Consider the following 25,056-nt stretch of genomic DNA (forward strand, 5'->3'; position numbering starts at 1 on the left):
TAAAAAATCAAAATAACGAGGAGGTAATGATGAAATATTCAGAATATCAACCTCGCCCCGATCTGCTCAAAGATCGCATCATCTTAATTACAGGTGCGGGCGATGGTATTGGTCGTGCTGCTGCATTAAGTTATGCCCTACACGGCGCAACTGTGGTGTTGCATGGGCGTACCTTAAATAAGCTCGAAGTCATTTATGATGAAATTGAAGGCTTAGGTGCGCCGCAACCTGCAATTTTACCCTTGCAGCTGTCGAGCGCCTCTCCTCGTGATTATGAATTATTGGTTGACACTTTAGAGCGCCAATTTGGGCGCTTAGATGGCATTTTGCATAATGCGGGCATTTTGGGTGAGCGCACCGAACTGGAAAATTATCCTGTCGATGTCTGGGATGATGTCATGGCCGTCAACTTGCGTGCGCCATTCGTTATGACTCAAGAGCTAATGCCACTTCTGAAAAAATCTGAGCATGCCTCCGTAGTTTTTGCCAGCTCAGGTGTCGGACGTGAAACGCGTGAACGTTGGGGCGCATATTCGGTGTCTAAGATCGCGATTGAAGCGGTCAGCCAACTGTTTGCCAAAGAAAATACCTCACCGAATATCCGCTTTAACTGTATCAATCCAGGGGCGACCCGCACTGCAATGCGTGCAAAAGCCTATCCCAATGAAGATCCAAAAACATTGCCAACGCCTGAAAATATCATGCCTGCCTATCTTTACTTGATGGGCGATGACAGTTTGCATATGAATGGTCAAAGTATTGATGCACAAGACTAAAATGTGTCACTTAAGAGGAAGCTTCGGCTTCCTTTTTTTATGCGTCAAACTGAAGCTTAGTCATCTGCAACATGATCTCAAGTTCAGAAAAGGTTGTCTTTTTTCAATTTTTGCGGATACTGATGTCCAACTCCATTTTTGAAGCATATGCCATGACGGACTTGAGCAACATCACTGTACAACCCACTGAAGATGGTATGGTTAGCCTGTTGATTGACCAACAGCCGATTTCAGAAAAATATGGAATGAAGTTTGAAGCCAGTATTGTGGAGGAACTTCAAGCCCTGGAAAATGGCGCCACACTTAAACTTTTCGACCAGTTTGTTTTTGCCCATACCGACTTGAACTTTGAACATAGCTATCACTACGTCACGGTCATTGCTAAGAATGATGAACAATATAAAGCAAAGAAAAGCTTTGTTTATCGCATCAAAATTGACGGTCAGCCCGACATTGAGCATGCCATCAGCAAAAATGGTGAACCGATGACTGCAGCCGATGTACGTGAATTTATCCAAGCGCATGTACAGAAATCATTGACTGATTATACCGACCTCAACTACGCCTATTGACATACTCCCACCACCAAACTAAGAGTTATGGTGGGGGAATTTGTGCGACCTATGCAATCAAATTGATTACACCTTTCGATGCCACACTTGCGCTGACTAGTATTGTGGCATAGGAACTCTTTACACAGCACGAAGCCCTAGTGCATCAGCTAAAGCGAAATTACGGATATTTATACTCGCATTCACATCACGATCTTCAACCAAATTGCAATTTGGACATTCAAACAATCTGACTCTTAGCGGTAACTTTTCCATCTTATAGCCACAGCAAGAACAAGTTTTTGAACTTGGAACAAATCTTCCAATTTGTAGAATATTCTTGCCAAACCATTTTGCCTTGTATTGCAATATCGTAAGAAATTGACCCCAAGCTACATCTGAAATAGACTTCGCTAATTTTCGATTCCTTACCATGTTTTTAATTCCTAAATCTTCTACTGCATACGTGGTCGCTTGGTTTTCACAGATCAAGTGATGCGTTAGTTTATGATGTAGGTCTAAGCGTTGCAAACGCACTTTTTCATGGATGAATGCAACACTTAACTTTTGACGCTGATAATTCTTAGATTCTTTCTGTTTTCGGGCAAATATCTTTTGTTGTATGGCTAAGCGTTTTTGAGCCTGCCGTAAGTGTCTTGGATTTTCAACTTTATCACCATTAGATTGAATGAGCATGTGATTCAAACCCATATCAATTCCAATAGTTTGATCGGGTTGAACTGTTGTTGGTGCAACAAGCTCTAACTCAGACTCAACTAAGATAGAAGCATAATACTTACCTGTTGCTGTTTTGCTAATGGTGACAGTTTTAATTTTCCCATCAAATGTCCGACTAAATACAGTTTTTATCCCTTTAATTTTAGGTACATGTAGTAAACCATACTCAAAGCTCACCGTTGCGTGCTGAGGGCATTGATAAGACCGTTGAGGTACTTTCTTGGATTTGAACCGTGGATAGCCAACAATATGACTCAATGGGCGTTTTTCATCAGGTTTTGGCTTGTAGCCTTTAATTTTCCTGAATTCAATCTTGCCTTTCTTCAATCGCTGAAAAAAATTGTTATAAGCAGTATGCAGGTGAAGTAATCCACTAAGAAGTGATTGACTGTTTACTTCATTCAACCATTCAAATTCAGGTTGCTTCTTCATTGCAACCAATTGGTCTTGAATATCCTTTTTTGATAATAATTTTTGAGTTTCTGAATGAACTTTGGTTTGAAGAGCTAAAGCCCAATTGAAAATAAAGCGAGTGCATCCGAAGTGCTTTTCAAACTGCACTTTCTGTTGAGAATTTGGATAGATGCGATATTTATACGCTTTCAAAAAAGGTTGTTTCATGGTTATAATTTAACAAATTAATTACTTAGTGTAAATATAATGAAATCACATTATCACTGTGTTTATAAGCTCACATATCATTTAGTGTTAGTGACAAAATATCGCAAGAAATGCCTTTCAAATGAAATGCTCAATCGGCTTGAAGAAATCGTAAAAAAGAACTGTGCCGATTGGGAAATTGACTTGCTTGAGTTTAATGGTGAAGCTGACCACATTCATTTACTACTAGAAATGCACCCGAATATCATGCCAAGCAAATTCATTAACAATCTAAAAACAGTGTCAAGCCGACTGATACGCAAAGAATTTGAGGAAGAACTAAAACCGTATTATTGGAAGCCTGTACTTTGGACGAGAGCATACTGTCTACTTACAACAGGCGGGGCTACAATTGATGTAATTCGGGAATATATAAAAAATCAAGAAAGACCTGAATAACGAAAAGTCGTGCTATCCATCACAATCTAAATCACAGATTATAGATGGAGAATTTCGCACAGTTAGTTAAGCCGAATCAGCCAAGTTGAAAACTCAGCTTGGCTAGTTGGATATTTTAAATCGTATTTTTAAATTATTTTAATAAAAATATTCGGTTTTTAAGATCAATGTTTCCTATTTATCATTCTGATTGATCAAGAATTGAAAATAAGGATGCAGCATGGCTGATTTGCAACGTAAACATGACACCATTCGTCATATCCATAATTTACAACTACCCGAAAGCCTGATTTGTGCTTTGGAGGATGCCAAACAAGCTGAAGCAGTGGTTCATTCAATCCGTTCATTACAACATCTAACGCAGCAGTGGAATTAAATAATGCACTATAGTTAAATCACTATAAAATTACTACAAATAAGCCTATGAATTATTTATAGTTTTTTTATAATCTTGTATGGACAATAAAGTAGTTTGACTATATGCGTTCTTTGACAAAGGGAGATCTGAGCCCTCAAAATGAGTCAAAAATCAGAAGATACCGACTGTTTGCTTTGGCCTTTGGCGCAATTGATGATTTAATTCAGGCTTAGAATTGGGCATAATCTTCTTAATATCTCTGCATTTGTTAATAAATACCCAATTCATCTTCACAGTTTCTCTGCATTTTTTTCGTACATTATAGGAAAGAATGAAATTACCTTAATGAGGATTCAACATGAAAAAGATTTTGACAGTATTGGCAATCTCTTTCAGTGCTTTGATGGCAAGCAGTCTCAGTACTGCTGCCCCTCAGTTTGACCACGATCATCCACGCTATGGCAATGAGCCACGCGGACGTGACTTTCGCGATTCAGGTAATGACGATCAGCAAGATCGTCGACGTATGCGCGAAGAGCGCGGTGTCAAACGTTTACAACAGCATAAATGGCAACAAGGTTATGTCATGCCACAGCATTACCGTGGTAACGGCTATAAAGTCGAATATAAAGACCATAATCTTCCAAAGCCAAACAGAAACCAGCAGTGGTACAAAATCAACAATGACTACATCTTAGTCGACGCAGACAGCAACAATATTCTGCGCATTATGGGGCTTTAATCTGCGCTTCATTTTGTATAACTACTCGACATTATTCTTGAGACCTGAATCAACACCCTTTCACCCGCTTTAGTACGACTGCATACTCCTCTTAAGAGACCACAGTCAGGCACAGCATGGAAGGCGTTGTTTCAGGTTTTTTATGTGCCAAAGCTTTTGTTTGCAAGCATTGCAGAAAAACAACCATCTCCTCAGTCTCTTCATACATTTCACAATTCACCTAAATAGCCCTCACGCTTTCTCTAGAGTTATTCGCTAATTTTGAATGATCGAAACAAGACTCATACTGGACGAAAGCAATGAAAAAAATTCTGACTGCAATCACACTCTCTTTAGGCGCGCTCATGGCCACATCTGCAATGGCAGCACCACAATACTATGACCGCGCGCATGCTCATGACTCGCGCTGGGATCATCGCGATGACCGTCGTTGGGACAATGACAATCGCTACCAAAACAAACGTGTTAACCCAAGCCGTGACTGGCGCTCAGGTCAAACCTTGCCACGAGGCTATGACTCATCGCGTTACCATGTCAGTGACCGCGAAGCACGTCGCCTACCCAACACTGGACGCTACCAACAATGGTATAAGGTCAATGGTGACTATGTTTTAGTCAATGAACGCAATAACCGTATCCTACGTATTATCGGTTAATTCTGGCTGGTGTCGCAAAACCGATCGAACACCTGAACATTGCTTCAGGTGTTTTTCTATTTAACACTTCCTCTTCTGCATTTTTTGATTAAAATCATGCTAAGTAGTTCATTTTGAGACAGGCATGCAAACGAATTCGATCGAAACACATCACAGTACAACTTTGCAGTATGTGCATTGGTTTCGACATTCTGCGCCTTATATCAATGCTCACCGTAATAAAACCTTTGTGATTATGTTCGATGGTGAAGCCGTTCAGCATGATAACTTTCAACATATTATTCACGATATTGCCTTACTGCATTCACTCGGTATTCGTCTGATCTTGGTGCATGGAGCACGACCGCAAATCAACCACAACTTAAAACAAAGCCAGATACAAACGCCATTTCATCAACATCGCCGCGTGACCACGCGAGAATCACTAAGTTGCGTGATGAATGCGGTAGGCTCAATTCGTTTGCAAATTGAAGCCTTACTGTCTATGGGACTGGCCAATTCACCGATGTATGGTGCACGCATTGATGTAGTTTCAGGGAATTTTGTTACAGCCAAGCCCTATGGCATTCGCGATGGGGTCGATTTTCAGTTAACCGGCGAAGTTCGTACGGTCGATACCGATGCCATTCAACGCCATTTGGATAATCACAATATTGTACTGATCGGGCCAACTGGCTATTCCACCACAGGCGAAGTGTTCAACCTACTGGCAGAGGAAGTGGCGACCCGCACAGCGATTCATCTTAAAGCGGATAAACTGATTTTCTTGGGCAAACAACATGGTCTGCTCAGTGAACATGGTCAGTTGCAACGCGAAATTTCGCCACACAAGCTCGATGCACAAATTGAGAAGTACCAAGATTCGAATCCAGACATTGCCGTGCTTTTACGCGGTGCTAAAAAGGCCTCCACACATGGCGTCCATCGTGTCCATCTGATTTCCTATGCTTATGATGGTGCCTTGGTTGAGGAGCTCTTCACGCGTGATGGTTCGGGCACTATGATTACCGATGCCCATTATGAAGAAGTCCGTATGGCCAACATTCAAGATGTCGGCGGCCTGATTAACCTATTACGCCCACTTGAAGAAGAAGGCATTTTGGTTTATCGCTCACGTGAACGTCTCGAAAATGAAATTGGGCAATTTGCGGTGATTGAACGTGATGGAATGATCTTGGCCTGTGCTGCGCTCTACCCACTGCCAGCAGCAGAGGGTGAAATCCGCAGCGCTGAAATTGCCTGTGTCGCAGTCGACCCGAGCTATCGCAAATCAAATCGCGGCAGCCAAATTTTGCATTATCTCGAAGGTAAAGCCCGCAGTATGGGCATTCAACAGTTGTTTGTACTGACCACACGTACTGCACATTGGTTCTTAGAACATGGCTTTGAAACGGCTAATGTCGATGAACTTCCCAATGCACGCCAAGCCTTATACAACTATCAGCGTAACTCGCTTGTCTTTAAAAAGCCACTTTAAGTGGCTTTTGCAGGATTATGGATATCTTTATTTCTCATATCTTTATCGAGAAAACACCGCAAAAATCGCTCAAATCTATATTGAGTGAAACACTAAGCTTATTCCAAAAACAAAAATACCTTTTAAATAATAAATATCAACAAGTTAATCTCAATAAATTTTATATTTTTATGTTTTTTATATTGCTGTTTTTTGCATAAGTTTTGCACTTTTGTTTTTATCTTTTTTTCTCATGTCTAAAGCCCGATTTCTTATTTTTTCTGAAAAGAAATGCCCATTAGCGTATGTGTTCACCAACTCACTCACCTTATTTATTTGGAGTTATGAAACACATGAGCACTTCTCGAGCACAGTTCTGGATCAAAACAAGCGTTCTTTCTGCAGCAGTCGTGGGTGCCATGATGTTATCTGGATGTGGGAAAAAAGAAGCTGAGACCGTCACACTCAATATTGGCTTTCAAAAATATGGAATTTTGCCCATCGTCAAAGAGCGTGGCGCTTTAGAAACGGCGCTTAAAGCACAAAATGTCCAAGTGAAATGGGTCGAGTTTCCTGCAGGTCCACAGCTCCTCGAAGGCTTAAATGTCGGCAGTGTGGTCTTTGGGGAAGCGGGGGAAGCGCCTCCGATTTTCGCACAAGCTGCAAATTCGAACTTGGTTTACATTGCCAACCAACCTGCTGCACCTAAAGCAGAAGCACTGATCGTACAAAAAGACTCAAAGATTCAGAGCATTCAAGATTTAAAAGGTAAACGGATTGCACTCAACAAAGGTTCAAATGTGCATTACTTGCTACTCAAAGTGTTAGAAGCGAATAACCTGAAACCCTCTGATGTTGAAGCGGTGTATCTTCCACCATCGGATGCACGTGCCGCATTTGAACGTGGCGCAGTCGACGCTTGGGTCATTTGGGATCCCTTCTTTGCTGCCGCTGAACACCAAATCTCAGCACGTGTGATTGCTACCGGAGAAAACTTAGTCAGTAATCATCAGTTCTATTTGGCCGATCGTAAGTTTGCCGAAACCCATCCAGAAGTTTTAAAAACAGTCGTGAATGAACTCAACACCACCACACAGTGGGTCGAACAAAATCAACAACAAGCAGCCCAGTTGCTAGAAAAACCGACAGGCTTGTCTTTAGACATTTTACAAAGCTCGATTGGTCGTATGGGCTTTGGCGTTCAACCCATTTCAGCCGAAGTCGCAAAAAAACAGCAGTACGTTGCGGATGCTTTCTATCAACAAAAACTCATTCCGAACAAGCTGAATATTGACGCAGCCATTATTAAACAAAAATAACGAGATCATCATGAAAACACTTAAAACAGTTTCCAGTATTGGCATTGTCACCTTGAGTCTTGGACTCGGGGCATGCCAAAAGCAAGACACGGCAGTAACAAATACTTCTGAAAAGCAGACAGCAGCTCCAGTTAAAACCCTGTCGATTGGCTACCAAAAGTCGTCTTTGAACCTGTTGGTCGCACGTGAGCAAAAATTATTTGAGCAGCAATTTCCTCAAGCCAAAATTGAATGGAAAGAGTTCCCTGCTGGCCCACAAATGCTAGAAGCCTTGGCCGTTGGTGCAGTTGATTTTGGCTCAGTGGGCAATACCCCACCGATCTTTGCCCAAGCTGCTGACAAAGAGCTCAGTTATGTCGGTTATGAACAAGTTCCAGCCAATGCTCAAGCGCTGTTGATTGCTAAAAATAGTTCCATTGATTCAATTCAAGACCTAAAAGGCAAGCGGATTGCGGTACAACGCGGCTCAAGCGCGCATGAGTTACTGGCGAAAGTTCTACAAAAAGCAGGACTCAGCTGGCAGGACATTCAACCAATTTGGCTGCCCCCTGCGGATGCACGTGCCGCGTTTGATAAACAGTCCATCGATGCATGGGCCATTTGGGAACCCTACCTCAGTGCAGCAGAGCAAGATGCACAGGCCAAAGTCTTGATTGATGGCACGGCATTTCCACAAACCTATTCTTTTTATATTGGTAACCCCAAGTTCATTCAGACCTACCCTGAGGCCACCGCTCAGTTCATTCACGGGCTGAATCAGGCCGATCAATGGGTGCTAAAAAACCAAGCACAAGCACTTTCAGTCTATACCCAAAGTACAGGTTTACAGCCCTCTATTGCCCAACGCGTCATCGACAAACGTCTGAAGCCTTCACCGATTCAAACCCTGACGCCTGAAGTGGTGCAAGCACAGCAACAAATTGCGGACTTGTTCCAACAAGTCCAGCTGATTCCAAAACACATTCAAGTTCAAAGTACCGTTTGGGTTGCACCGAGCAAACCTTAAACGACTCTATCTAAGGATTTTTTAAAATGAAAATTTTCTGGTTTATCCCAACTCACGGTGACAGTCGCTACTTAGGTACCAGCAAAGGGGCCCGTCAAGTGGACCATGCCTATATGAAACAGATTGCGGTTGCCGTAGATAATTTGGGTTATGAAGGCGTACTGATTCCAACAGGTCGTTCATGTGAAGACCCATGGTTGACCGCAGCCAGCCTAATTGATGCCACAAAAAAATTAAAATTCCTAGTTGCACTGCGTCCAGGCGTGACCACTCCGGCACTGGCTGCACGGATGGCAGCCACCTTTGACCGTCTCTCCAATGGTCGGGTTTTATTGAACTTGGTGACAGGTGGCGATGAAAAAGAACTGCAAGGCGATGGCGTTTATGAAGACCACTCCACTCGCTATAAAACTGCCAATGAATACGTCAAAATTTGGCGTGAGATTTTAACCCGCTCCCATACAGGTGAAAGCTTTACCTTTCACGGCGAACGTCTAAAGGTAGATGATGCCAAACTACTATATCCACCTGTGCAACAACCCTACCCTCCACTTTGGTTTGGCGGCTCATCGGATGATGCCATCGAGTTAGCTACGGATCAGGTTGACACTTATCTGACATGGGGCGAACCTCCTGCTGCTGTTAAAGACAAAATTGACACTGTCCGTGCCAAAGCCGAAGCCAAAGGCCGTACGCTCAACTATGGCATACGTCTGCATGTGATTGTGCGTGAAACCAATGAACAAGCATGGCAAGCGGCGGAAGAGCTCATTCAATATGTCGATGATGCCACCATTGCTGCAGCACAGGCCAAATTTAAGAGCATGGACTCGGTTGGTCAACGTCGCATGGCTGAACTACACAATGGTGACCGCAACAAACTTGAAGTGTCCCCAAACCTTTGGGCAGGCGTAGGTCTGGTTCGTGGGGGTGCAGGTACGGTATTGGTCGGTGACCCTGAAACGGTTGCAGCCCGTATTCAAGAATATGCCGACTTGGGCATCAACACCTTTATTTTCTCAGGCTATCCACATCTTGAAGAGTCGATTCGTTTTGCCGAGTTGGTGTTCCCACTCCTGCCACTTGAAACTCAAACAAAGTTAGCACAACCAAATTTAACAGGCCCCTTTGGTGAGATTGTGGCAAACAACTACACACCCGATGAAAACAAAAAACCAAAGTGATTCAGGAGCCTGCCTAATGTCCAAAATCGTTTCAGTGCAAACCCGCCAGCAGGAAAAGGTTTCACGTGGAACTCAGTTGGGGCAGCTATTGCTGCCTTGGCTCTTTCCTATCGGCTTGATTGTGCTTTGGCAAATTGCCTCCAGCACGGGACTTTTAGAAAGTCGGATTTTACCTGCACCAACGGCGGTGGTTACTGCCTTCTGGAACTTGCTGCTGAGTGGGGAACTTTGGAAGCATGTGCAAGTCAGTGCAGGCCGTGCATTACTCGGCCTATTGGTGGGTGGGGGTTTAGGGCTATTTTTGGGTTTGTTAAATGGTTCATCGAAAACAGCGTCAACCCTGCTCGACACCACCCTACAAATGATCCGAAATATTCCTGCACTGGCACTTATTCCGTTAGTGATCTTATGGTTCGGGATTGATGAAACCGCCAAGCTGTTCTTGGTTGCGGTCGGGGTCTTTTTTCCCATTTACATCAACACCTATCACGGCATACGTTCGGTAGATCCACAACTGATTGAAATGGGGAAAAGCTATGGTTTGACCCGTTGGCAATTATACAAAGAAATTATTTTACCGGGTGCGATGCCCTCTATTTTAGTCGGACTACGCTTTTCGCTGGGTTTGGTTTGGGTTCTGCTGATCGTTGCCGAAACCATTTCTGCCCAAGCGGGCATCGGTTATATGACCATGAATGCGCGTGAATTTTTACAGACTGACATCGTTTTGGTGGGGATTTTACTGTATGCCCTACTTGGAAAATTGGCTGATGTACTGGCCGTCACATTAGAAAAATACCTGCTGCGCTGGCATGCAGGATACCAAAAATAAGGAGTTTGAGATGACTGATTTAAGCCTTGGTCGCCATGCCAATATTCCGTCGCCGCCAAATCACAATCAAGACATTAACCCTCAAGCGGTGCTTGGGGCCGAAATTATTATCGAACAACTGCATAAGTTTTATGGTTCAGTTAAAGTCCTTGAAGACTTAGATCTACATATTCAGCCGGGTGAGTTTTTAGCCATTGTCGGACGCAGTGGTTGTGGTAAAAGTACCCTGCTGCGCCTGATTGCCAACTTAGAACAACAAAGCTACGGCGAAATTAAATTTAAGTCCGCGCGACACCTCCGCGAAGGGATTACCGCAGACGATATACGGGTCATGTTCCAAGATCCACGACTGTTACCATGGCGCTCAATTGAACAAAACGTACAACTAGGTTTGCCGAAACAACAACATGCCACTGCCTCGGGTTTGCTAGAAAAAGTCGGACTCAAAGAAAAAGCGGGACTTTGGCCTTCGCAGCTCTCTGGGGGACAGCGTCAACGGACCGCTTTGGCACGGGCTTTATCGCATAAACCACGGATTTTATTGCTCGATGAACCTTTGGGAGCACTCGATGCCTTAACCCGCTTAGACATGCAGAATTTGATTGAAAAATTATGGACGGAACAAGGCTTTACCGCCATATTAGTCACCCATGATGTTAGTGAGGCCGTTCAACTGGCCGATCGGATTATTTTGCTAGACCGTGGCCATATTGCCAAAGAGTTTCAAGTCGACCTACCCCGCCCTCGCGTCAAAGATATGCAGTTCAATACCCTTGAACAGCAGGTGTTAAATGCAGTTTTAGCCACATAAGTAGACTAAAAAATCCTTAACTTTAGGGCTAAGGATTTTTTATGCTGAATTTCAGTAAAAAAGCAGAAGACTGTCATATGACTTAAGCATACTTTATTTTAAATAATGTAGGACTTACGCATTGACGGATTCAAAAAAGTATTAAAATACTTTATAAAGTATCTGTGATCAGACGAATTAAACATGCTTCTACAGCAACTTGTACATTACCCATTTATATGGGCTTTCTCATGACAGAACCGAACTCTATTAGCTGCACACAACTTGCCGAGACTTATAACATCTCGCATGATAGTGTAAATCGCTTTCTAGAACGTGAAGACTACACACCTCACGACCTATATCAAGAAGCAATTCAACATATTGATAATAATAAACTTATAGTCAGTATTGATGATACTGTTTTAGATAAACCCTATAGTCAACATATGGACTTGGTTAGCTATTTTTGGTCAGGCAAACACCACCGATCCGTCAAGGGTATTAATCTCATTACCTTGTATGCGACAGATCAGAATGGTCAAAATATTCCAATTAATTTCCGAATTTATGACAAATCTGAAAGTAAAACCAAGAATGATTACTTTATGGATATGTTAAGTGAAGTACTCAGTTGGGGTGCAAAGATTCAATTTATTACAGGTGATAGTTGGTATTCATCGACTGGAAATCTAAAAACCATAAGAAAATATGGTATTCGATTTATGTTTGGTATCGACTGTAACCGTAAGGTTTCCCCAGAAAAAGGACAATGGTTTCAACTGCGTTTATTGCCAAATTTCCATCAGGGTCAAGTGGTCTGGCTCAAAGATTTTGGCTTTGTACAATTATTTAAGACTCAGTTAAAAGAACAGCAGAGGTTTTATATTGTGCATCAAGATGAAGATGATTTATTGTCCTTTGAGGGTTTTCATGAATTACATTCAAGTCATTGGAAAATAGAGCAATATCACCGGGTGATTAAACAGGTTTGTCATATTGAAAAGTTTCAAGTAAGACGATCTAAACTGATTTTGAATCATATTTTTTCAGCCTTGATGGCCTACGTCGAGATACAAAAGAACCAGTTTGAGCGGATCTTTGAAAATGTATATCGTTGGCAGAAGAAATTATTTAGACCAGTTATCAAAAACTTCATTGATGACTTTATTCTCGATAAAAATCATCTGCTACCACAGAGAATCTATAAATAATAGTGCGTAAGTCCTATAATGTAATAAATTTCATGTTATTTTTATCAAAACATACCACTTCACATTGAATCATTTCATATAGTTTAGACAAAATAGTTTTTATATAATTATATTTTATTGGACAACTTTTAGAATTTATCGCAATTTAAGAGCCAATCTACAGAATAAATGATCATTATTCAAAAAATTAAATTTCCACTTTGTGCACAAATCTGATGATTTGCCGTACAATTTGTCCTTCCCCCTTTTTATTGTTTTTTAAATTAGAGAATGGAACAGAAAAAGAGTACTCAAAAACGCCACCAGCTGCTGAATGCTGCACTAGACGTCTTCTCGCTCTATGGATTTAATGGAGCAAGCTTAGATGAAATCGCACAGATTGCTGAAATGCACAAATCGAATATTTTCTATTACTATGAAAATAAAGAAGCTTTGTACGTTGAAGTTTTAACGACGGTTTTACAAAAATGGTTAGCCCCACTACAGATGTTAGAAGCTGACTTAGAGCCGGAAGAAGCGATCACCAACTACTTATTGCAAAAGATTGAGGTTTCTCGGACTCAACCAAAAGCATCTCGCTTATTTGCGTTAGAAGTGATCCAAGGGGCTCCGCATATTTTGGAAATCCTCAAAGGGCCTTTAAAGAAGTTGGTCAAACGTAAAGCCAAAGTCATTAGCAATTGGCAAGAGCAAGGTAAAATTTCAACTGAAATAGACCCTGAGCTGTTAATCCTCAACATTTGGGCATTAACACAAAATTATGCTGACTTTGCCACGCAAATGGAAATGGTAACAGGTAAAACCCTACGTAACCGTAGTATGCAACAACGAGTCATTCAACATACCGTGCATATGATGCTGTATGGCGTGATCCCGCGAACACCGTCTGAATTATTCAAAGCTGAGTAATTTTGGCATACGACCATAGCACTCTATGGTCGCCGAATTGAAAAAGACAGAATCAAAACCTCAGATACTTTCAAATAATGCTAATAATTTCTGAGCTCCCAATAACAAATTGTCTTCCCAGTCCAAATGCGCGGTGTCGTTGGCACCATCTGAAATATATTTGACCGAAATCAGACGGACACCCTGTTTTTTACAGACCTTTGCCAGCGCATATCCTTCCATATCAACCAAATGACACGGTACTTTGGGTTCACCCGTTTCAAAGCTATCCCCTGTTCCACAGATACCAGTGCGGAGCTGCTGGAAAAATGGTTCTAAATGAATTTCCGCAGGATGCATGGTGTCAAATGGGGTAAAACCGACAGCAAAACCGAGTGGCGAGACATCCATGTCGCGTTGTACAAATTGAGAGACTTCAACCAATTCATGCTTATCAAAATACGTACTGCCTGCTGTACCTAAATTAATCAGGGTTTTACAGCCTGTTTTTTGAATCACTTCAAATGCTTTATAAGCCGCGTTGACTTTACCAATACCACTGTAGTGAACTTCAATCCCTGCTTGCTCAAATAATCCTTTAGACTCATTTGGCAAAGCCATGATTAGTGCAATATCCGACATAAAATACTCAAAGAACAGACTTCATTCATGCCATTAGAAAACAAATCGATCCGAAAGAAAAGCGCCTCTGGTCTCTGCTCAAACAACCTACATAAGATCAGATGGCGCTTTAAACTGAAAGGATTTCAGAGCTCATTTATACTGCTGTTCTAAATAGGTTTTTAAGCACGGTGAAAAGAACAAATGACCTTGATAAAAACCCTGTGCCGTCTTGGTTGCGACCAAACTCCATAACAACATCAGTATGGCTGCAAAAGCATAGCCAACGGCATACAGGAAGGCCAAATTGAGTTGTTGGGCTAGAGTTAAGATTGCCAGTGTATATACGCCCAATGGAAAAGTCAGTCCCCACCAACCCAAATTAAACGGCAAATCCTGTTTGGCATGGTGCAAAGTCGTCAGTACCGCAATCCCCAACCACCACAGCCCAAAACCCAGCAGAATTAAACTGGCCAAAATTCCCGCCTGCTGAAATAACTGACCCAGTTGTGCTAAGCCCAAACTCGCCATCAGCATCGGTGCCTGATGCCCCAGAACCAATAACGCCAAAGCAGCAGTGCCTATCGGTCCCAAAGCCAACCAACTGCTGACCGCCAACTCTTTTTCAGGCAATTTATGTAAGACCAAACGCAACATTAAAATCGTTAAAATTGCAAAGGCAGGTAATACTGAAACACCCCACAACACATAACTACCCAATAAAATCGCAACAGCATGAGTATCAGCTGCCAAATGCCCCAGCAATAAACCACCACTGCTGGCTGCAACTTCACAGGCCACGATCGGCAATAACCACACCGCGGTCATCTGCTGTAAAGCATGCTCCTGATGTCGATACATGGCAAAAGGAACTGCCCACGCCACCAAGAGCGCCAAGACCACATCGGCATACCAGAGCGTTTGCGCAATCTGTACAGCTGTATCGCCATAAATAGGCTGACCATACTTTAAAAAGCCATTGAGGATGGTAGCTAGCGCCATCGGGATCGTCCCTAAGAATAGGCTCATGCTTGGATGTTGAAAAATCTGTTTGGCTTCGTGCGAATAAAATGCCCAACGTAAGCCATATAGCACACTAAAAAGTACGAACAATAAAATATTGAAATACCACAGCCCTGTGCCGAGTTGCCATGTGAGTGCCTTTAACATCGGAAACTCTGATACAATTAACGCCACAACACCTGTTCCCATACTGACAGTGAACCAGTTGGGGGTGAACTGACGAATGATATTGTGGCGCTGTCCAAGTTGTGTAAATGGTTTTTGCATGAGTTCGGCCTCATTTAAAATCTACATTTATACTAATCAAATTTATAAATAAGAAAAATTGATTAATTTATATTAAATAAATCAATAAAATTAATATAAATATACTTTGCACTAAATTTTGCGTTGTCAAAAAACAACCACAAGACGAATGCCCAAGAATATGGCAATATATAAGCCGTTCTTAATTCCAAGCACTTGATTTGCCCATGAAGCTGCTCCGTCTAAATGCTTTGCCTTCACATACCCAATTAGAAAAAACCGCTGTCACCATCGGTAATTTTGACGGGGTGCATTTGGGTCATCAAGCCATGATTCATCAGCTCAAAGCCGTTGCAAAACTACAAAATCTAAAAACAGTGGTGATGATTTTTGAGCCTCAACCACTTGAATTCTTTAAAGGTTATGATGCTCCACCGCGTATTTCATCATTACGTGAAAAAGTCGAATATTTAACTGAGCTGGGTGTGGACTATATTGCGGTCGCGAAATTTGACAACAGCTTCCGCAGTTTAAGTGCAGAACAATTTGCCGATATTTTAAAAGAAAAACTCAATGCCCAAAGTTTGGTTTTAGGCGATGACTTTCACTTTGGTAAAAACCGCCAAGGCAACAGCGAATTTCTCGAAAAGTATGGTTTTCAAGTCCACAATCTAGAAACCATCCTCTCAGAAGGTGAACGCGTCAGTTCAACTCGGATTCGCCAAACACTGGCCGCAGGGGACTTGGCGCTGGCTGCTCAGTTATTAGGGCGCCCTTATAGCATTACGGGTCGCGTACAATATGGCGACCAAATTGGCCGAACCCTTGATTTTCCAACCATTAACGTACGTTTAAACCGACATAAACCCTGTTTAAACGGCATTTATGGTGTAGATGTGATATGTGAAACCACGTCTTTACGCGATAAAGTGAAAGCAGACCATCCTGATCGATTAGGGGTTGCAGGATATGACCATTCAGCGCTTTTTGGTGCGGGTCATGTCGGAACACGTCCAGCCATTCAACAAGCACAGCCAGAATGGCGATTAGAAGTACATTTCCCTGATGTTTCTGCTAATCTGTATGGCTTGTTAATGCGGGTCACTTTCTTGAACTACTTACATGGTGAAAAGAACTACCCTTCGCTGGAAGCACTAAAAGCGGGAATTGATGATGATGTGGTGAAACTGCTTGAGTTCCGCCAAAACACCCCCACATTTCCCTTTTAAATACCAATCAATTTTATGTAAAACGCGTCAGCCGAGCCGCTGATTAAATTGGAAGACATCTTGCATGAGCGATAAGCAAACTACTGAAAATGCAGTGGATTATAAAGCCACACTCAACCTCCCAGGTACCGAATTTGCCATGAAAGCAAACCTTGCGGTACGTGAAGCAAAATGGTTAGAAGAGTGGTATGCCGACAACATTTATCAGCAGATTCGTGCGTCGCGTATTGGCAAGAAAAAATATGTCCTGCATGACGGCCCTCCTTATGCAAATGGCCAAATTCACTTGGGTCATGCGGTCAATAAAGTTTTAAAAGATATCATTATTAAAAGTCGTATTCTCGACGGCTTCGATGCCCCTTATGTACCAGGTTGGGACTGCCACGGCCTTCCAATTGAACTGAAAGTAGAAGAGAAAGTCGGTAAAGTGGGCGTGAAGGTGGATGCTTCTACTTTCCGTAAAGCCTGCCGTGAATATGCTTACACCCAAGTTGAACTGCAAAAGAAAGACTTTGTGCGTATGGGCGTGTTTGGTGACTGGGACAATCCTTACCTGACCATGAACTTTAAGCAGGAAGCAGACATTGTGCGCTCTGTTGGCGCAATTGCGAAAGCAGGCCATATCGAACCAGGTCTTAAACCTGTGAACTGGTGTTTAGACTGTGGTTCAGCTTTGGCTGAAGCTGAAGTGGAATATGAAGATAAAAAATCTGACGCGATTGACGTTGGTTTTACGGTTGTCGACTTAAAAGACTTAAGCGCACGTTTAAATATCAACGTAGAAGCCGCAACAGATATCGTAATTTGGACCACCACACCTTGGACTTTGCCTGCAAACCAAGCAGTTGCCGTCCATGCTGAAATTGACTATCAACTAGTTCAAGTTAGCACCGACCGTGGCGTGCAAAACTTTATTTTAGCTAAAGACTTAGTTGAGTCGGCAGTTGAGCGTTATAAGCTTGAAAACCCTGTGGTTCTCGCTGATTTTAACGGCTCAGCAATCGAAAACCTATTATTACAACACCCGTTACTGACCGATCGTCAAGTGCCTGTGATTTTGGGTGAACATGTCATTGCAACCAGCGGTACAGGGGCGGTACATACTGCACCTGGCCATGGTGTAGACGACTATAAAGTTGGCTTACAGTACAACTTAAAAGTTGAAAACCCAGTGGGTGGTAATGGTGTGTATTTACCAACTTCACCGATTTTTGCAGGCGAGCACATCTACAAAGCCAATCCAAAGATTATTGAAGCTTTGGATGCAGTTGGTCGCTTATGGGCACATCAACCGATCAAACATAGCTACCCACACTGCTGGCGCCATAAAACACCGATTATCTTCCGTGCGACCCCACAGTGGTTTATCAGCATGGATGCACAAGGTCTGCGTCAAAACGCTTTAAATGCGATCGAAAACGAGATCAGCTTTGTGCCTGATTGGGGTAAAAATCGTATTCAAGCCATGATCGAAGGTCGTCCAGACTGGTGTATCTCACGTCAACGTACGTGGGGTGTGCCAATCCCATTCTTCGTGCATAAAGACACCAACGAGCTCCATCCGCGCACAGCCGAGTTGATCGAAGAAGTCGCGAAATTGATCGAACAAGAAGGGATTGACGCTTGGTATAACCGTGAAGCGAAAGACTTTATCGGGGATGAAGCGGAACAGTACAACTGTGTGCGTGACACTTTAGACGTGTGGTTCGACTCAGGCACAACGCACTATGCCGTGTTGCGTGAACGCGAAGAACTCACCGATCCAGCCGATTTATACCTTGAAGGTTCAGACCAACACCGTGGTTGGTTCCAGTCTTCATTGCTCACCTCGATTGCGATCAATGAACGTGCGCCGTACAAAGGTTTACTGACCCATGGCTTCGTGGTGGATGAAAAAGGCCGTAAGATGTCAAAATCTTTGGGCAACATCATCACCCCACAAGACATCATTAAAGATATGGGTGCAGACGGCTTACGTTTCTGGATTGCATCGGCCGATTACCGTTATGAAATGACTGCAGGTAAAGAAATCTTTAACCGTGCATCAGATGGCTACCGCCGTATTCGTAATACTTTGCGCTTCTTGTTAGCGAACCTCAATGGTTTCAAACCATCGACGGATGCACTGCCTGTAGATCAATTGATCGCACTTGATCAATACATCTTGCAACGTGCAGCGGACGTACAGAAAACCATTCAGCAAGCCTATGAAGATATGAACTTCCATATCGTGGCAAATGCGCTGACCAACTTCTGTATCAATGACTTGGGTGGTTTCTACCTCGACATCATCAAAGACCGTCAGTACACCACCAAAGCCGATTCACAAGCGCGCCATTCAGCTCAAACTGCGCTGTATCATTTGGTCCAAGCCTTTGTACGTTGGATGTCACCAATCTTAAGCTTTACCGCTCAAGAAGCATGGCCACTCATTCCAGAACAAACTGAGAAATATGTGTTCACTGCGGAATGGTATGACATTCCTATGGCTTCAAAAGCAAACTTATTGTCTGAAGCCGATTGGCAAACCCTGATTGCAGTGAAGTCTGCTGTGAACAAGTTCATCGAAACTGCGCGTACCGCGAAAATTGTGGGTTCAAATCTCTCTGCCAAAGTTGAACTGTGGGCAGATGCAGAACTCAAGGACGTACTGGATCGTTTAGATGATGAACTTCGTTTTGTTATGATCACTTCACAAGTCTTGGTCAATGCATTCGATGCAACTCAAGGTGAAGCCTCTGATCTGGCGGGTCTGAATGTGCAAGTCTCGGCGGCTGATGGTGAAAAATGTGTACGCTGCTGGCATGTTCTGCCAGATGTAAATACACATGTTACACATCCAGGTCTATGTGGTCGTTGTATTATCAACCTTCCTACAGGCCAAGGCGAAGAGAGAAAGTATGCCTAACCCTCAACAAAAAAAGGGCTTATTCCAATTCTATCCGCACAATTTGGTGTGGGTAGGTTTGGCTATTCTAGCGATTGTCTTAGATCAATGGACCAAATGGATTGCAAGTTCCCATCTGAATTATGCAGATCCAGTACCAGTCCTGCCCTTTTTAAATTGGACTTTATTGCATAACTATGGCGCAGCCTTTAGTTTCTTGTCCGATGCGGGCGGCTGGCAACGTTATTTCTTTACCTCTCTTGCAGGTATTGTGTCTGTCATTTTTCTGTTTTGGCTAATGCGTATGCCTAAAACCGTGAAAGTGCTGCCCATCGCGATTGCCCTAATTTTAGGTGGTGCTATAGGGAATTTAATTGACCGTGTAACCTTAGGCTACGTGGTTGATTTTATTCATGTGTACTATCAAAACAGCCACTTCCCTGCGTTTAATATTGCAGATAGTGCGATTACGCTAGGAACGATCCTTTTGTTGATCGATACCTTTTTTCTCGAAAAAAACCGTATCCAACGTGCCGAAGTAAACCATGACTGATTTTATTAATCCCAATGAAGAAACTCGCGTGAGCGAAGGTTCAAAAGTAGAGTTACATTTTTCTGTTTGTATTGAAAATGGCGTAGAAATTGATAACACACGTAGCCGTGAAGAGCCTGTAAGCCTAGTGATGGGTGATGGCAGCTTACTTCCTGGTTTTGAAAAAGCCCTGTTCGGTTTACGTGCTGGCGACCGTCGTACGGTGAGCCTACCACCAGAAGATGCTTTTGGCCCGTGGAATCCTGAAAACGTACAACAGTTTGATACGGTCAAATTTGAACAGCGTCCTATTGAAGGGCACATGATTGAATTTGAGGACAAAGCTAAACAGAGTCTTTATGGTGTGGTTAAAACTGTAGGTGATGACATCACCGAAGTCGACTTTAACCATCCATTGGCAGGTAAAGATATTACCTTTGAAGTTGAAATCTTCAAAGTGACGCCTGCTGGCCAACAAGGCATCAAAATTATGTAAAGCCACAGATCGAACGTCTGTGTGTCATTTAAAGCTCCTTCGGGGGCTTTTTTAATGCCTCAAACATTTGTCGATCAGATACATATTCAATCTATGCAAAGCCTAATTTTCATACTACCGTAACGTAATCACATTTATTTTCCCAAGGATTTTTCATGAAAATTCAGGTCATTATAGGCAGTGTGCGCGAAGGTCGGACAGCCATTAAAGTTGCGCGATGGGTGCAAAAAGGCTTTGAACAACTTGGACTCAGTACGGTCCAACTCGAATTGGTCGACTTAAAAGAGTGGGATTTACCGATTTTTTCAGGTGCAAATCCCCCAATGACAGGGATTTATGATCAACCCAAACAACAAGCATGGGCCGACCACATTGCCCAAGGCGATGCCTTTATTTTCATTAGCCCCGAATACAATCATGGTTATAGCCCTGCGCTTAAAAATGCCTTGGATTACTTAGGCAAAGAATGGCAAGGTAAACCTGCTGCCTATATCAGTTATGGTGGTACCAATGGCTCACGTTCCATCGACCAAATTCGCCAAGTCGGTACTCAGCTCGGTCTGGTCGATACCAATGCGGTGATTGAAATTCGAGATATTTTTTCACGCAATAAAACCGAAGATTTTGAACCAAATCCTTTTGATGAGAAGAATCTAAAAGCAGCAATTGATAAACTCATTAAATATGTCAGCGCATAAGCATGAAATTCTTCTGTACGCCATTGCTTACAGTAACTTGAGTATTTGTCGGCTTTTCAATAATAAACATCGACGCTATAGTTAAACCATACAGAGACAGGATGTCTCAGATGAAAAACAAAAATAACAACATACACAGCAGGATGCTGATCGGTAGGACAGGAGTTATACCGCTTGAAAGAATTTAAAAAGCCCTCGACAGGATGTCGGGGGCTTTTTAATTGTATTGATTTTTAGCTCAATATTTCTCTAAAAGCCCAAATCACGATCAGATATTAACGAACCTCTTATATGCTTCAATACTTTAGAAGAAACTCGTGAATACAAATCAAATTGGTCTGTCAGGATGACTATCCCAACTTAAATTTTCTAAAAATAACGATATAAAACATATAAATAAATACCAAATGTTTCCCAAGTGATCATTTCCGTCCAACGTATATATTTAAGCGCTAATCTATAAATTAGATCCATCAAATATTAAGACTTTCACCGTTTATCGGTATGTTCTTCTGCACCACAAAATATTACATCTGGCGCTCGAACTACACTTTATACTCTCGCCGACTGAACATCTGCTGCTTCACCCAAATACTTCAGTCCAATACAATAAATTAAAAAAAACAACAATAGAGACCATTCACATGCACCCAAACACCGCACTTTTAAATGATTATTGCAAAATTTATGTTGCTGCCCCCGAATATACAGATGTAGATGCTCTAGTCGCCTATATTAGAGTCCATCGCACAGAACTTATGCAAGAGTTGCATCAGTACGGCATCTTATTATTTCGTGGCTTTAAATTACAACGTCACTATGAATTTCATGAGTTGATCGAACATCATTTTCAGCTTGAACCTTGGCATACATTTACGCCTAAAAAATCAGGTTGGTTCGCCTCTCTCATTCGTAAATATAGCGAGAATCGTGCAAGTGATGATAGACCTTACCTCAACTGCAATACGGTACAATTAGGCGCTGTTGAAAACTCAATTCAAGGTCCAGATGTCGAAGGTGGCCTACATTCGACTCGCTCACGTTTATTGCCTTGTTTTGCCAAGAACCTGCGAACCATGTGCTCGAAACAGGGTTTAATAACCTCGAAAAAATTTGGGCCCATTTTCCAGTCAGCGTACAACAAAAATACTTAGGCGCATGGAATCATTTTTCTTATATTTCAACACGTAAACTCAATCTATTTGATCGCTTGCTATTAAACAAAAGGCCCTTTCGTTTCAACAAACAACCAAATAAAGAAACCAAACTTACTTTAAAACACTCACCTTTCGTTGCCATACACCCGAACACTCAAAAGTTGATGATCCAGCCGTGTGCTTTTGCAAACAATACCAATTCTTTTGCCCACCAAGCTGCACAAAAAAGCTTTAAGAAGCGAGGAAAGCTTCAACTAGACCCCACGGCTAATTGCATGCAACTGTCATGGGAACTTTTCACCCATGAAGGTGAAAAAATTGAATGGACCGATCAGGAAAAACAACACTTCTTTGAAGCCTTATATCACGATGCACTCTTGCTCCAGTGGCAAAAAGGGGATGTCGCCTTGATCGATAATATTAAAATTGCCCATTGGCGGATGAATGGTAAACAAGGACAACGAAAACTGATGCAGATCCAAGCCAATGTCTTCAATGCTGATCGACATGCTGCGCTTTAAGACTGTCTTTCCTCGCAATACTCTGTTTAGGTGATTAATGTGAAAGCAGCTGAATTAAATCTGCATGTTTTCCATCCTCAATCACCCAAATACTGCCATCTTTCGCTTGTTGTAAACCACGGATACGTTCTTTCATATCTATCCGTTGGATTTCTTTTACTGGCTGTGCTGTGGTGTCTACAATAATTAATACTTTAGATGAAAGCCCACCAATGATGGCTTTATCCTGCCACTTTGGAAACATCTGTCCCGTATAAAAAATCAAACTCGATGGAGAAATTACGGGTGTCCAGTCTAATTTTGGCGCTTCAAACTCAGGCCGCGTGGCGTGGTCAGGGATATTCACACCACTATAATGATCACCATTCGAAACGATTGGATAACCATAGTTTTTAGCCTTTTGAATTAAATTAAGCTCATCCCCACCTTTGGGGCCCATCTCCACCACCCAAAGTTGTTTTTTGGCATCCAAAGCCATTCCCAAAGGATTACGATGCCCCAAACTCCATATCTGTTTTGCGATATCCCCCTGCGTCTGAAATGGATTATCTAAGGCAACCGAACCATCATCATTCAAACGAATCATTTTCCCAAGGTTCGATGTCAAATCTTGTGCAGGATCAAACTTTTGCCGTTCTCCTGAACTAATCCATAATTTTCCTGCACCATCAAATAACATCCGATGTGCATAATGCCCCTGCCCACGCACCTTCGGTGCTTGTTTCCATATCATTTTAAGGTTGTCTAATTGTGGCTGCGCCTGATCTAAATTCAAATCAGCACGAATCACAACCGCACCATAACCACCTTGCCCTGCTTCAGCATAGCTAAGATAAATTTGATGGTTTTGTGCAAAATCAGGATGTAAAACAATATCACCCAATCCGCCCTGACCACCGTAAGCCACTTTAGGTATATTCCTAATGAGAGTCTTTGTCTGATCTATAGGATTAAATAAAATCAACTGTCCTGATCTTTCAGTAATTAATAATCGCCCATCAGGCAATACCGCTAATGCCCATGGCTCATTGAATTCAGAAATACGTTTGAGGTGTATAGATGTGCCTAAAGAAGCAGAACTGTCCTGTTGTTCATGTGCTGCTGACTCCGCTGATCTTTGTGCATGACATGCCATTAATCCAAAAAATGCACTCACTGTCATCAACAAACAAAAAGCTTTTTTTCTCAGCATTGCCTTCCCCATTAAACGCACGATCCCAATTCATTGTAGAGAAATCATAAGTACAGCGTTATCCGCTTTGGTAACAAGATGAATCCGTGTAAGTCAAAGCTTACAAAAACTGAGGAAAGTGACCACTAGCCTTAAAACAGCTTACAGCATATATTGAATACATCAGGAGACAGGACGTTTCCCAAACTTAAAACAACAATAATCAGTTTGAGCATCAGGACATGAGATATGACAGGAGTTGTATCTAAGCACTGAAATACAAAGAAACCTCGACAGGATGTCGGGGTTTCTTTTTTATTGAGCACATTAAAACTTAAATGAAACCTTGTTTTGACACATTTTGCATGATCACGAGTTAACTATAGCCATTCTTTCCCAACGGATATAGATGGAATAGTTGTTAAAATTGCTCAGAATATATTCGGATACTTAGTTATAATCTCTTTTAGTGAGTAATAAATCATCAAATTTAAGTGAAAAACTAAATCTCTTAAGTGTTAACAGCTACCTTTTAGCCAATCTTTTATTATCTAACATTATTTAATATATTCAGCATAAAAAAATCCCCCTATCTCATTTGAGTTAGGGGGATTTAGAATTAATGAGCTGGCGATGACTTACTCTCACATGGATAACTCCACACTACCATCAGCGCTAAGAGGTTTCACTTCTGAGTTCGGGAAGGGATCAGGTGGTTCACTCTTGCTATTGTCGCCAGCACAACTGTTTATGACTATTCGTTGGGTCTAACCTCAGAGCAGTGCTCTTCGTGCCTAACTTTCATCAAATGAGTTATTAACAGACATATTTGAGTTGGATATTTTATCTAGCTTTATAACTAAATCAAGTTGTTTGCAGTGATTTGAACCACAACACCAACTGTTT

The 25,056-nt window shown here is 42.2% G+C and carries 25 protein-coding genes and 1 rRNA gene; 21 read left to right on the forward strand and 5 right to left on the reverse strand.

All coding sequences use genetic code 11. From position 1 onward, the window contains the following. Positions 1-29: 29 nt before the first annotated feature. Both AC4CU3_RS08790 and AC4CU3_RS08795 read left to right on the forward strand, forming a co-directional pair. Positions 30-776, forward strand: coding sequence for a YciK family oxidoreductase (locus AC4CU3_RS08790; RefSeq protein WP_004684190.1), 747 nt, complete (start codon positions 30-32; stop codon positions 774-776). A gap of 152 nt (positions 777-928) precedes the next feature. Then, positions 929-1,348: a hypothetical protein gene (locus AC4CU3_RS08795; protein WP_026056511.1), complete on the forward strand. Its 420-nt coding sequence runs from the start codon at positions 929-931 to the stop codon at positions 1,346-1,348. 120 nt (positions 1,349-1,468) lie between these two features. On the opposite strand, the gene AC4CU3_RS08800 is transcribed toward AC4CU3_RS08795, so the two are convergent. Then, positions 1,469-2,686, reverse strand: coding sequence for an RNA-guided endonuclease TnpB family protein (locus tag AC4CU3_RS08800; protein WP_004684187.1), 1,218 nt, complete (start codon positions 2,684-2,686; stop codon positions 1,469-1,471). Positions 2,687-2,725: 39 nt separating this feature from the next. On the opposite strand from AC4CU3_RS08800, the gene tnpA reads away from it, so the two are divergent. The 12 genes from tnpA to AC4CU3_RS08860 all read left to right on the forward strand — a co-directional run bounded on the left by tnpA (position 2,726) and on the right by AC4CU3_RS08860 (position 13,590). After that, positions 2,726-3,124, forward strand: a complete 399-nt coding sequence (gene tnpA / locus AC4CU3_RS08805) for an IS200/IS605 family transposase (RefSeq protein ID WP_004684186.1) — start codon at positions 2,726-2,728, stop codon at positions 3,122-3,124. Between the two features lie 220 nt (positions 3,125-3,344). Next, positions 3,345-3,500, forward strand: coding sequence for a hypothetical protein (locus tag AC4CU3_RS08810; protein ID WP_004684184.1), 156 nt, complete (start codon positions 3,345-3,347; stop codon positions 3,498-3,500). Between the two features lie 340 nt (positions 3,501-3,840). Then, entirely contained in the window at positions 3,841-4,224 is a 384-nt protein-coding gene (locus tag AC4CU3_RS08815) for an RcnB family protein (protein WP_004684183.1), read from the forward strand. 299 nt (positions 4,225-4,523) lie between these two features. After that, a complete protein-coding gene (locus tag AC4CU3_RS08820) occupies positions 4,524-4,880 on the forward strand; it encodes an RcnB family protein (RefSeq protein WP_004684182.1) in 357 nt (118 codons plus the stop codon). Positions 4,881-5,004: 124 nt separating this feature from the next. After that, on the forward strand, positions 5,005-6,357 hold the full coding sequence (gene argA / locus AC4CU3_RS08825) for an amino-acid N-acetyltransferase (protein ID WP_490738114.1): 1,353 nt from the start codon (positions 5,005-5,007) through the stop codon (positions 6,355-6,357). Between the two features lie 332 nt (positions 6,358-6,689). After that, positions 6,690-7,655, forward strand: a complete 966-nt coding sequence (locus tag AC4CU3_RS08830) for a sulfonate ABC transporter substrate-binding protein (protein WP_490738116.1) — start codon at positions 6,690-6,692, stop codon at positions 7,653-7,655. A 10-nt stretch (positions 7,656-7,665) separates the two neighbouring features. Further along, the gene (locus AC4CU3_RS08835) at positions 7,666-8,661 is read left to right on the forward strand and encodes an aliphatic sulfonate ABC transporter substrate-binding protein (protein ID WP_490738117.1); all 996 of its coding nucleotides are present in this window, start codon (positions 7,666-7,668) and stop codon (positions 8,659-8,661) included. 26 nt (positions 8,662-8,687) lie between these two features. Continuing rightward, complete coding sequence (gene ssuD, locus AC4CU3_RS08840) at positions 8,688-9,845, forward strand: FMNH2-dependent alkanesulfonate monooxygenase (protein WP_490738118.1); 1,158 nt, start codon at positions 8,688-8,690, stop codon at positions 9,843-9,845. A 16-nt stretch (positions 9,846-9,861) separates the two neighbouring features. Next, positions 9,862-10,677 (forward strand): aliphatic sulfonate ABC transporter permease SsuC, encoded by an 816-nt coding sequence (ssuC, locus tag AC4CU3_RS08845; protein WP_234963255.1) that lies wholly within the window; start codon positions 9,862-9,864, stop codon positions 10,675-10,677. A 10-nt stretch (positions 10,678-10,687) separates the two neighbouring features. Continuing rightward, positions 10,688-11,488 carry an ABC transporter ATP-binding protein gene (locus AC4CU3_RS08850; RefSeq protein WP_004684173.1) on the forward strand — a complete coding sequence of 267 codons (801 nt, stop codon included), beginning with the start codon at positions 10,688-10,690 and terminating at the stop codon, positions 11,486-11,488. A gap of 164 nt (positions 11,489-11,652) precedes the next feature. Next, entirely contained in the window at positions 11,653-12,681 is a 1,029-nt protein-coding gene (locus AC4CU3_RS08855; RefSeq protein WP_007116247.1) for an IS701 family transposase, read from the forward strand. A 270-nt stretch (positions 12,682-12,951) separates the two neighbouring features. Next, positions 12,952-13,590, forward strand: coding sequence for a TetR/AcrR family transcriptional regulator (locus AC4CU3_RS08860; protein WP_004684172.1), 639 nt, complete (start codon positions 12,952-12,954; stop codon positions 13,588-13,590). A gap of 60 nt (positions 13,591-13,650) precedes the next feature. Here AC4CU3_RS08860 and AC4CU3_RS08865 read toward each other — a convergent pair whose 3' ends face one another. Both AC4CU3_RS08865 and AC4CU3_RS08870 read right to left on the reverse strand, forming a co-directional pair. Then, positions 13,651-14,211 carry a phosphorylase family protein gene (locus AC4CU3_RS08865; RefSeq protein WP_490738120.1) on the reverse strand — a complete coding sequence of 187 codons (561 nt, stop codon included), beginning with the start codon at positions 14,209-14,211 and terminating at the stop codon, positions 13,651-13,653. A gap of 132 nt (positions 14,212-14,343) precedes the next feature. Further along, positions 14,344-15,480 carry a TDT family transporter gene (locus AC4CU3_RS08870; RefSeq protein ID WP_490738121.1) on the reverse strand — a complete coding sequence of 379 codons (1,137 nt, stop codon included), beginning with the start codon at positions 15,478-15,480 and terminating at the stop codon, positions 14,344-14,346. A gap of 206 nt (positions 15,481-15,686) precedes the next feature. On the opposite strand from AC4CU3_RS08870, the gene ribF reads away from it, so the two are divergent. The 7 genes from ribF (at position 15,687) to AC4CU3_RS08905 (ending at position 22,979) form a co-directional block, all read left to right on the forward strand. After that, entirely contained in the window at positions 15,687-16,688 is a 1,002-nt protein-coding gene (gene ribF / locus AC4CU3_RS08875) for a bifunctional riboflavin kinase/FAD synthetase (RefSeq protein ID WP_159151860.1), read from the forward strand. Between the two features lie 64 nt (positions 16,689-16,752). Continuing rightward, positions 16,753-19,596, forward strand: coding sequence for an isoleucine--tRNA ligase (gene ileS / locus AC4CU3_RS08880; protein WP_490738122.1), 2,844 nt, complete (start codon positions 16,753-16,755; stop codon positions 19,594-19,596). Then, positions 19,589-20,128 carry a signal peptidase II gene (gene lspA / locus AC4CU3_RS08885; protein ID WP_490738123.1) on the forward strand — a complete coding sequence of 180 codons (540 nt, stop codon included), beginning with the start codon at positions 19,589-19,591 and terminating at the stop codon, positions 20,126-20,128. The genes ileS and lspA overlap by 8 nt, the downstream gene beginning before the upstream one ends. Then, the gene (locus tag AC4CU3_RS08890; protein WP_004684162.1) at positions 20,121-20,603 is read left to right on the forward strand and encodes an FKBP-type peptidyl-prolyl cis-trans isomerase; all 483 of its coding nucleotides are present in this window, start codon (positions 20,121-20,123) and stop codon (positions 20,601-20,603) included. Before lspA ends, AC4CU3_RS08890 begins: the two co-directional genes overlap by 8 nt. Before the next feature lie 155 nt (positions 20,604-20,758). Beyond that, the gene (locus tag AC4CU3_RS08895) at positions 20,759-21,301 is read left to right on the forward strand and encodes an NADPH-dependent FMN reductase (protein ID WP_078426653.1); all 543 of its coding nucleotides are present in this window, start codon (positions 20,759-20,761) and stop codon (positions 21,299-21,301) included. A 644-nt stretch (positions 21,302-21,945) separates the two neighbouring features. Further along, positions 21,946-22,455, forward strand: a complete 510-nt coding sequence (locus AC4CU3_RS08900) for a hypothetical protein (RefSeq protein WP_490738124.1) — start codon at positions 21,946-21,948, stop codon at positions 22,453-22,455. Then, on the forward strand, positions 22,380-22,979 hold the full coding sequence (locus tag AC4CU3_RS08905) for a hypothetical protein (protein WP_490738125.1): 600 nt from the start codon (positions 22,380-22,382) through the stop codon (positions 22,977-22,979). The genes AC4CU3_RS08900 and AC4CU3_RS08905 overlap by 76 nt, the downstream gene beginning before the upstream one ends. Before the next feature lie 34 nt (positions 22,980-23,013). On the opposite strand, the gene AC4CU3_RS08910 is transcribed toward AC4CU3_RS08905, so the two are convergent. Together AC4CU3_RS08910 and rrf are read right to left on the reverse strand one after the other, a co-directional pair. Beyond that, positions 23,014-24,171 (reverse strand): PQQ-dependent sugar dehydrogenase, encoded by a 1,158-nt coding sequence (locus AC4CU3_RS08910; RefSeq protein ID WP_490738126.1) that lies wholly within the window; start codon positions 24,169-24,171, stop codon positions 23,014-23,016. A 604-nt stretch (positions 24,172-24,775) separates the two neighbouring features. Then, positions 24,776-24,890, reverse strand: a 5S ribosomal RNA gene (gene rrf / locus AC4CU3_RS08915). Positions 24,891-25,056 lie beyond the last annotated feature (166 nt).

The organism is Acinetobacter sp. 802_lipA, assembly GCF_058242885.1.

Bases quoted from the DNA above. Each gene is read 5' to 3' on its own strand.
- AC4CU3_RS08900 (WP_490738124.1), top strand. From the start codon at position 21,946: ATGCACCCAAACACCGCACTTTTAAATGATTATTGCAAAATTTATGTT.
- AC4CU3_RS08795 (WP_026056511.1), top strand. From the start codon at position 929: ATGACGGACTTGAGCAACATCACTGTACAACCCACTGAAGATGGTATG.
- tnpA (WP_004684186.1), top strand. From the start codon at position 2,726: ATGAAATCACATTATCACTGTGTTTATAAGCTCACATATCATTTAGTG.
- AC4CU3_RS08850 (WP_004684173.1), top strand. From the start codon at position 10,688: ATGACTGATTTAAGCCTTGGTCGCCATGCCAATATTCCGTCGCCGCCA.
- ssuD (WP_490738118.1), top strand. From the start codon at position 8,688: ATGAAAATTTTCTGGTTTATCCCAACTCACGGTGACAGTCGCTACTTA.
- AC4CU3_RS08890 (WP_004684162.1), top strand. From the start codon at position 20,121: ATGACTGATTTTATTAATCCCAATGAAGAAACTCGCGTGAGCGAAGGT.
- AC4CU3_RS08865 (WP_490738120.1), bottom strand. From the start codon at position 14,211: ATGTCGGATATTGCACTAATCATGGCTTTGCCAAATGAGTCTAAAGGA.
- AC4CU3_RS08810 (WP_004684184.1), top strand. From the start codon at position 3,345: ATGGCTGATTTGCAACGTAAACATGACACCATTCGTCATATCCATAAT.
- argA (WP_490738114.1), top strand. From the start codon at position 5,005: ATGCAAACGAATTCGATCGAAACACATCACAGTACAACTTTGCAGTAT.
- ribF (WP_159151860.1), top strand. From the start codon at position 15,687: ATGAAGCTGCTCCGTCTAAATGCTTTGCCTTCACATACCCAATTAGAA.
- AC4CU3_RS08910 (WP_490738126.1), bottom strand. From the start codon at position 24,171: ATGCTGAGAAAAAAAGCTTTTTGTTTGTTGATGACAGTGAGTGCATTT.
- AC4CU3_RS08835 (WP_490738117.1), top strand. From the start codon at position 7,666: ATGAAAACACTTAAAACAGTTTCCAGTATTGGCATTGTCACCTTGAGT.
- AC4CU3_RS08870 (WP_490738121.1), bottom strand. From the start codon at position 15,480: ATGCAAAAACCATTTACACAACTTGGACAGCGCCACAATATCATTCGT.
- lspA (WP_490738123.1), top strand. From the start codon at position 19,589: ATGCCTAACCCTCAACAAAAAAAGGGCTTATTCCAATTCTATCCGCAC.
- AC4CU3_RS08830 (WP_490738116.1), top strand. From the start codon at position 6,690: ATGAGCACTTCTCGAGCACAGTTCTGGATCAAAACAAGCGTTCTTTCT.
- AC4CU3_RS08815 (WP_004684183.1), top strand. From the start codon at position 3,841: ATGAAAAAGATTTTGACAGTATTGGCAATCTCTTTCAGTGCTTTGATG.
- AC4CU3_RS08860 (WP_004684172.1), top strand. From the start codon at position 12,952: ATGGAACAGAAAAAGAGTACTCAAAAACGCCACCAGCTGCTGAATGCT.
- AC4CU3_RS08820 (WP_004684182.1), top strand. From the start codon at position 4,524: ATGAAAAAAATTCTGACTGCAATCACACTCTCTTTAGGCGCGCTCATG.
- ileS (WP_490738122.1), top strand. From the start codon at position 16,753: ATGAGCGATAAGCAAACTACTGAAAATGCAGTGGATTATAAAGCCACA.
- AC4CU3_RS08895 (WP_078426653.1), top strand. From the start codon at position 20,759: ATGAAAATTCAGGTCATTATAGGCAGTGTGCGCGAAGGTCGGACAGCC.
- AC4CU3_RS08800 (WP_004684187.1), bottom strand. From the start codon at position 2,686: ATGAAACAACCTTTTTTGAAAGCGTATAAATATCGCATCTATCCAAAT.
- ssuC (WP_234963255.1), top strand. From the start codon at position 9,862: ATGTCCAAAATCGTTTCAGTGCAAACCCGCCAGCAGGAAAAGGTTTCA.
- AC4CU3_RS08790 (WP_004684190.1), top strand. From the start codon at position 30: ATGAAATATTCAGAATATCAACCTCGCCCCGATCTGCTCAAAGATCGC.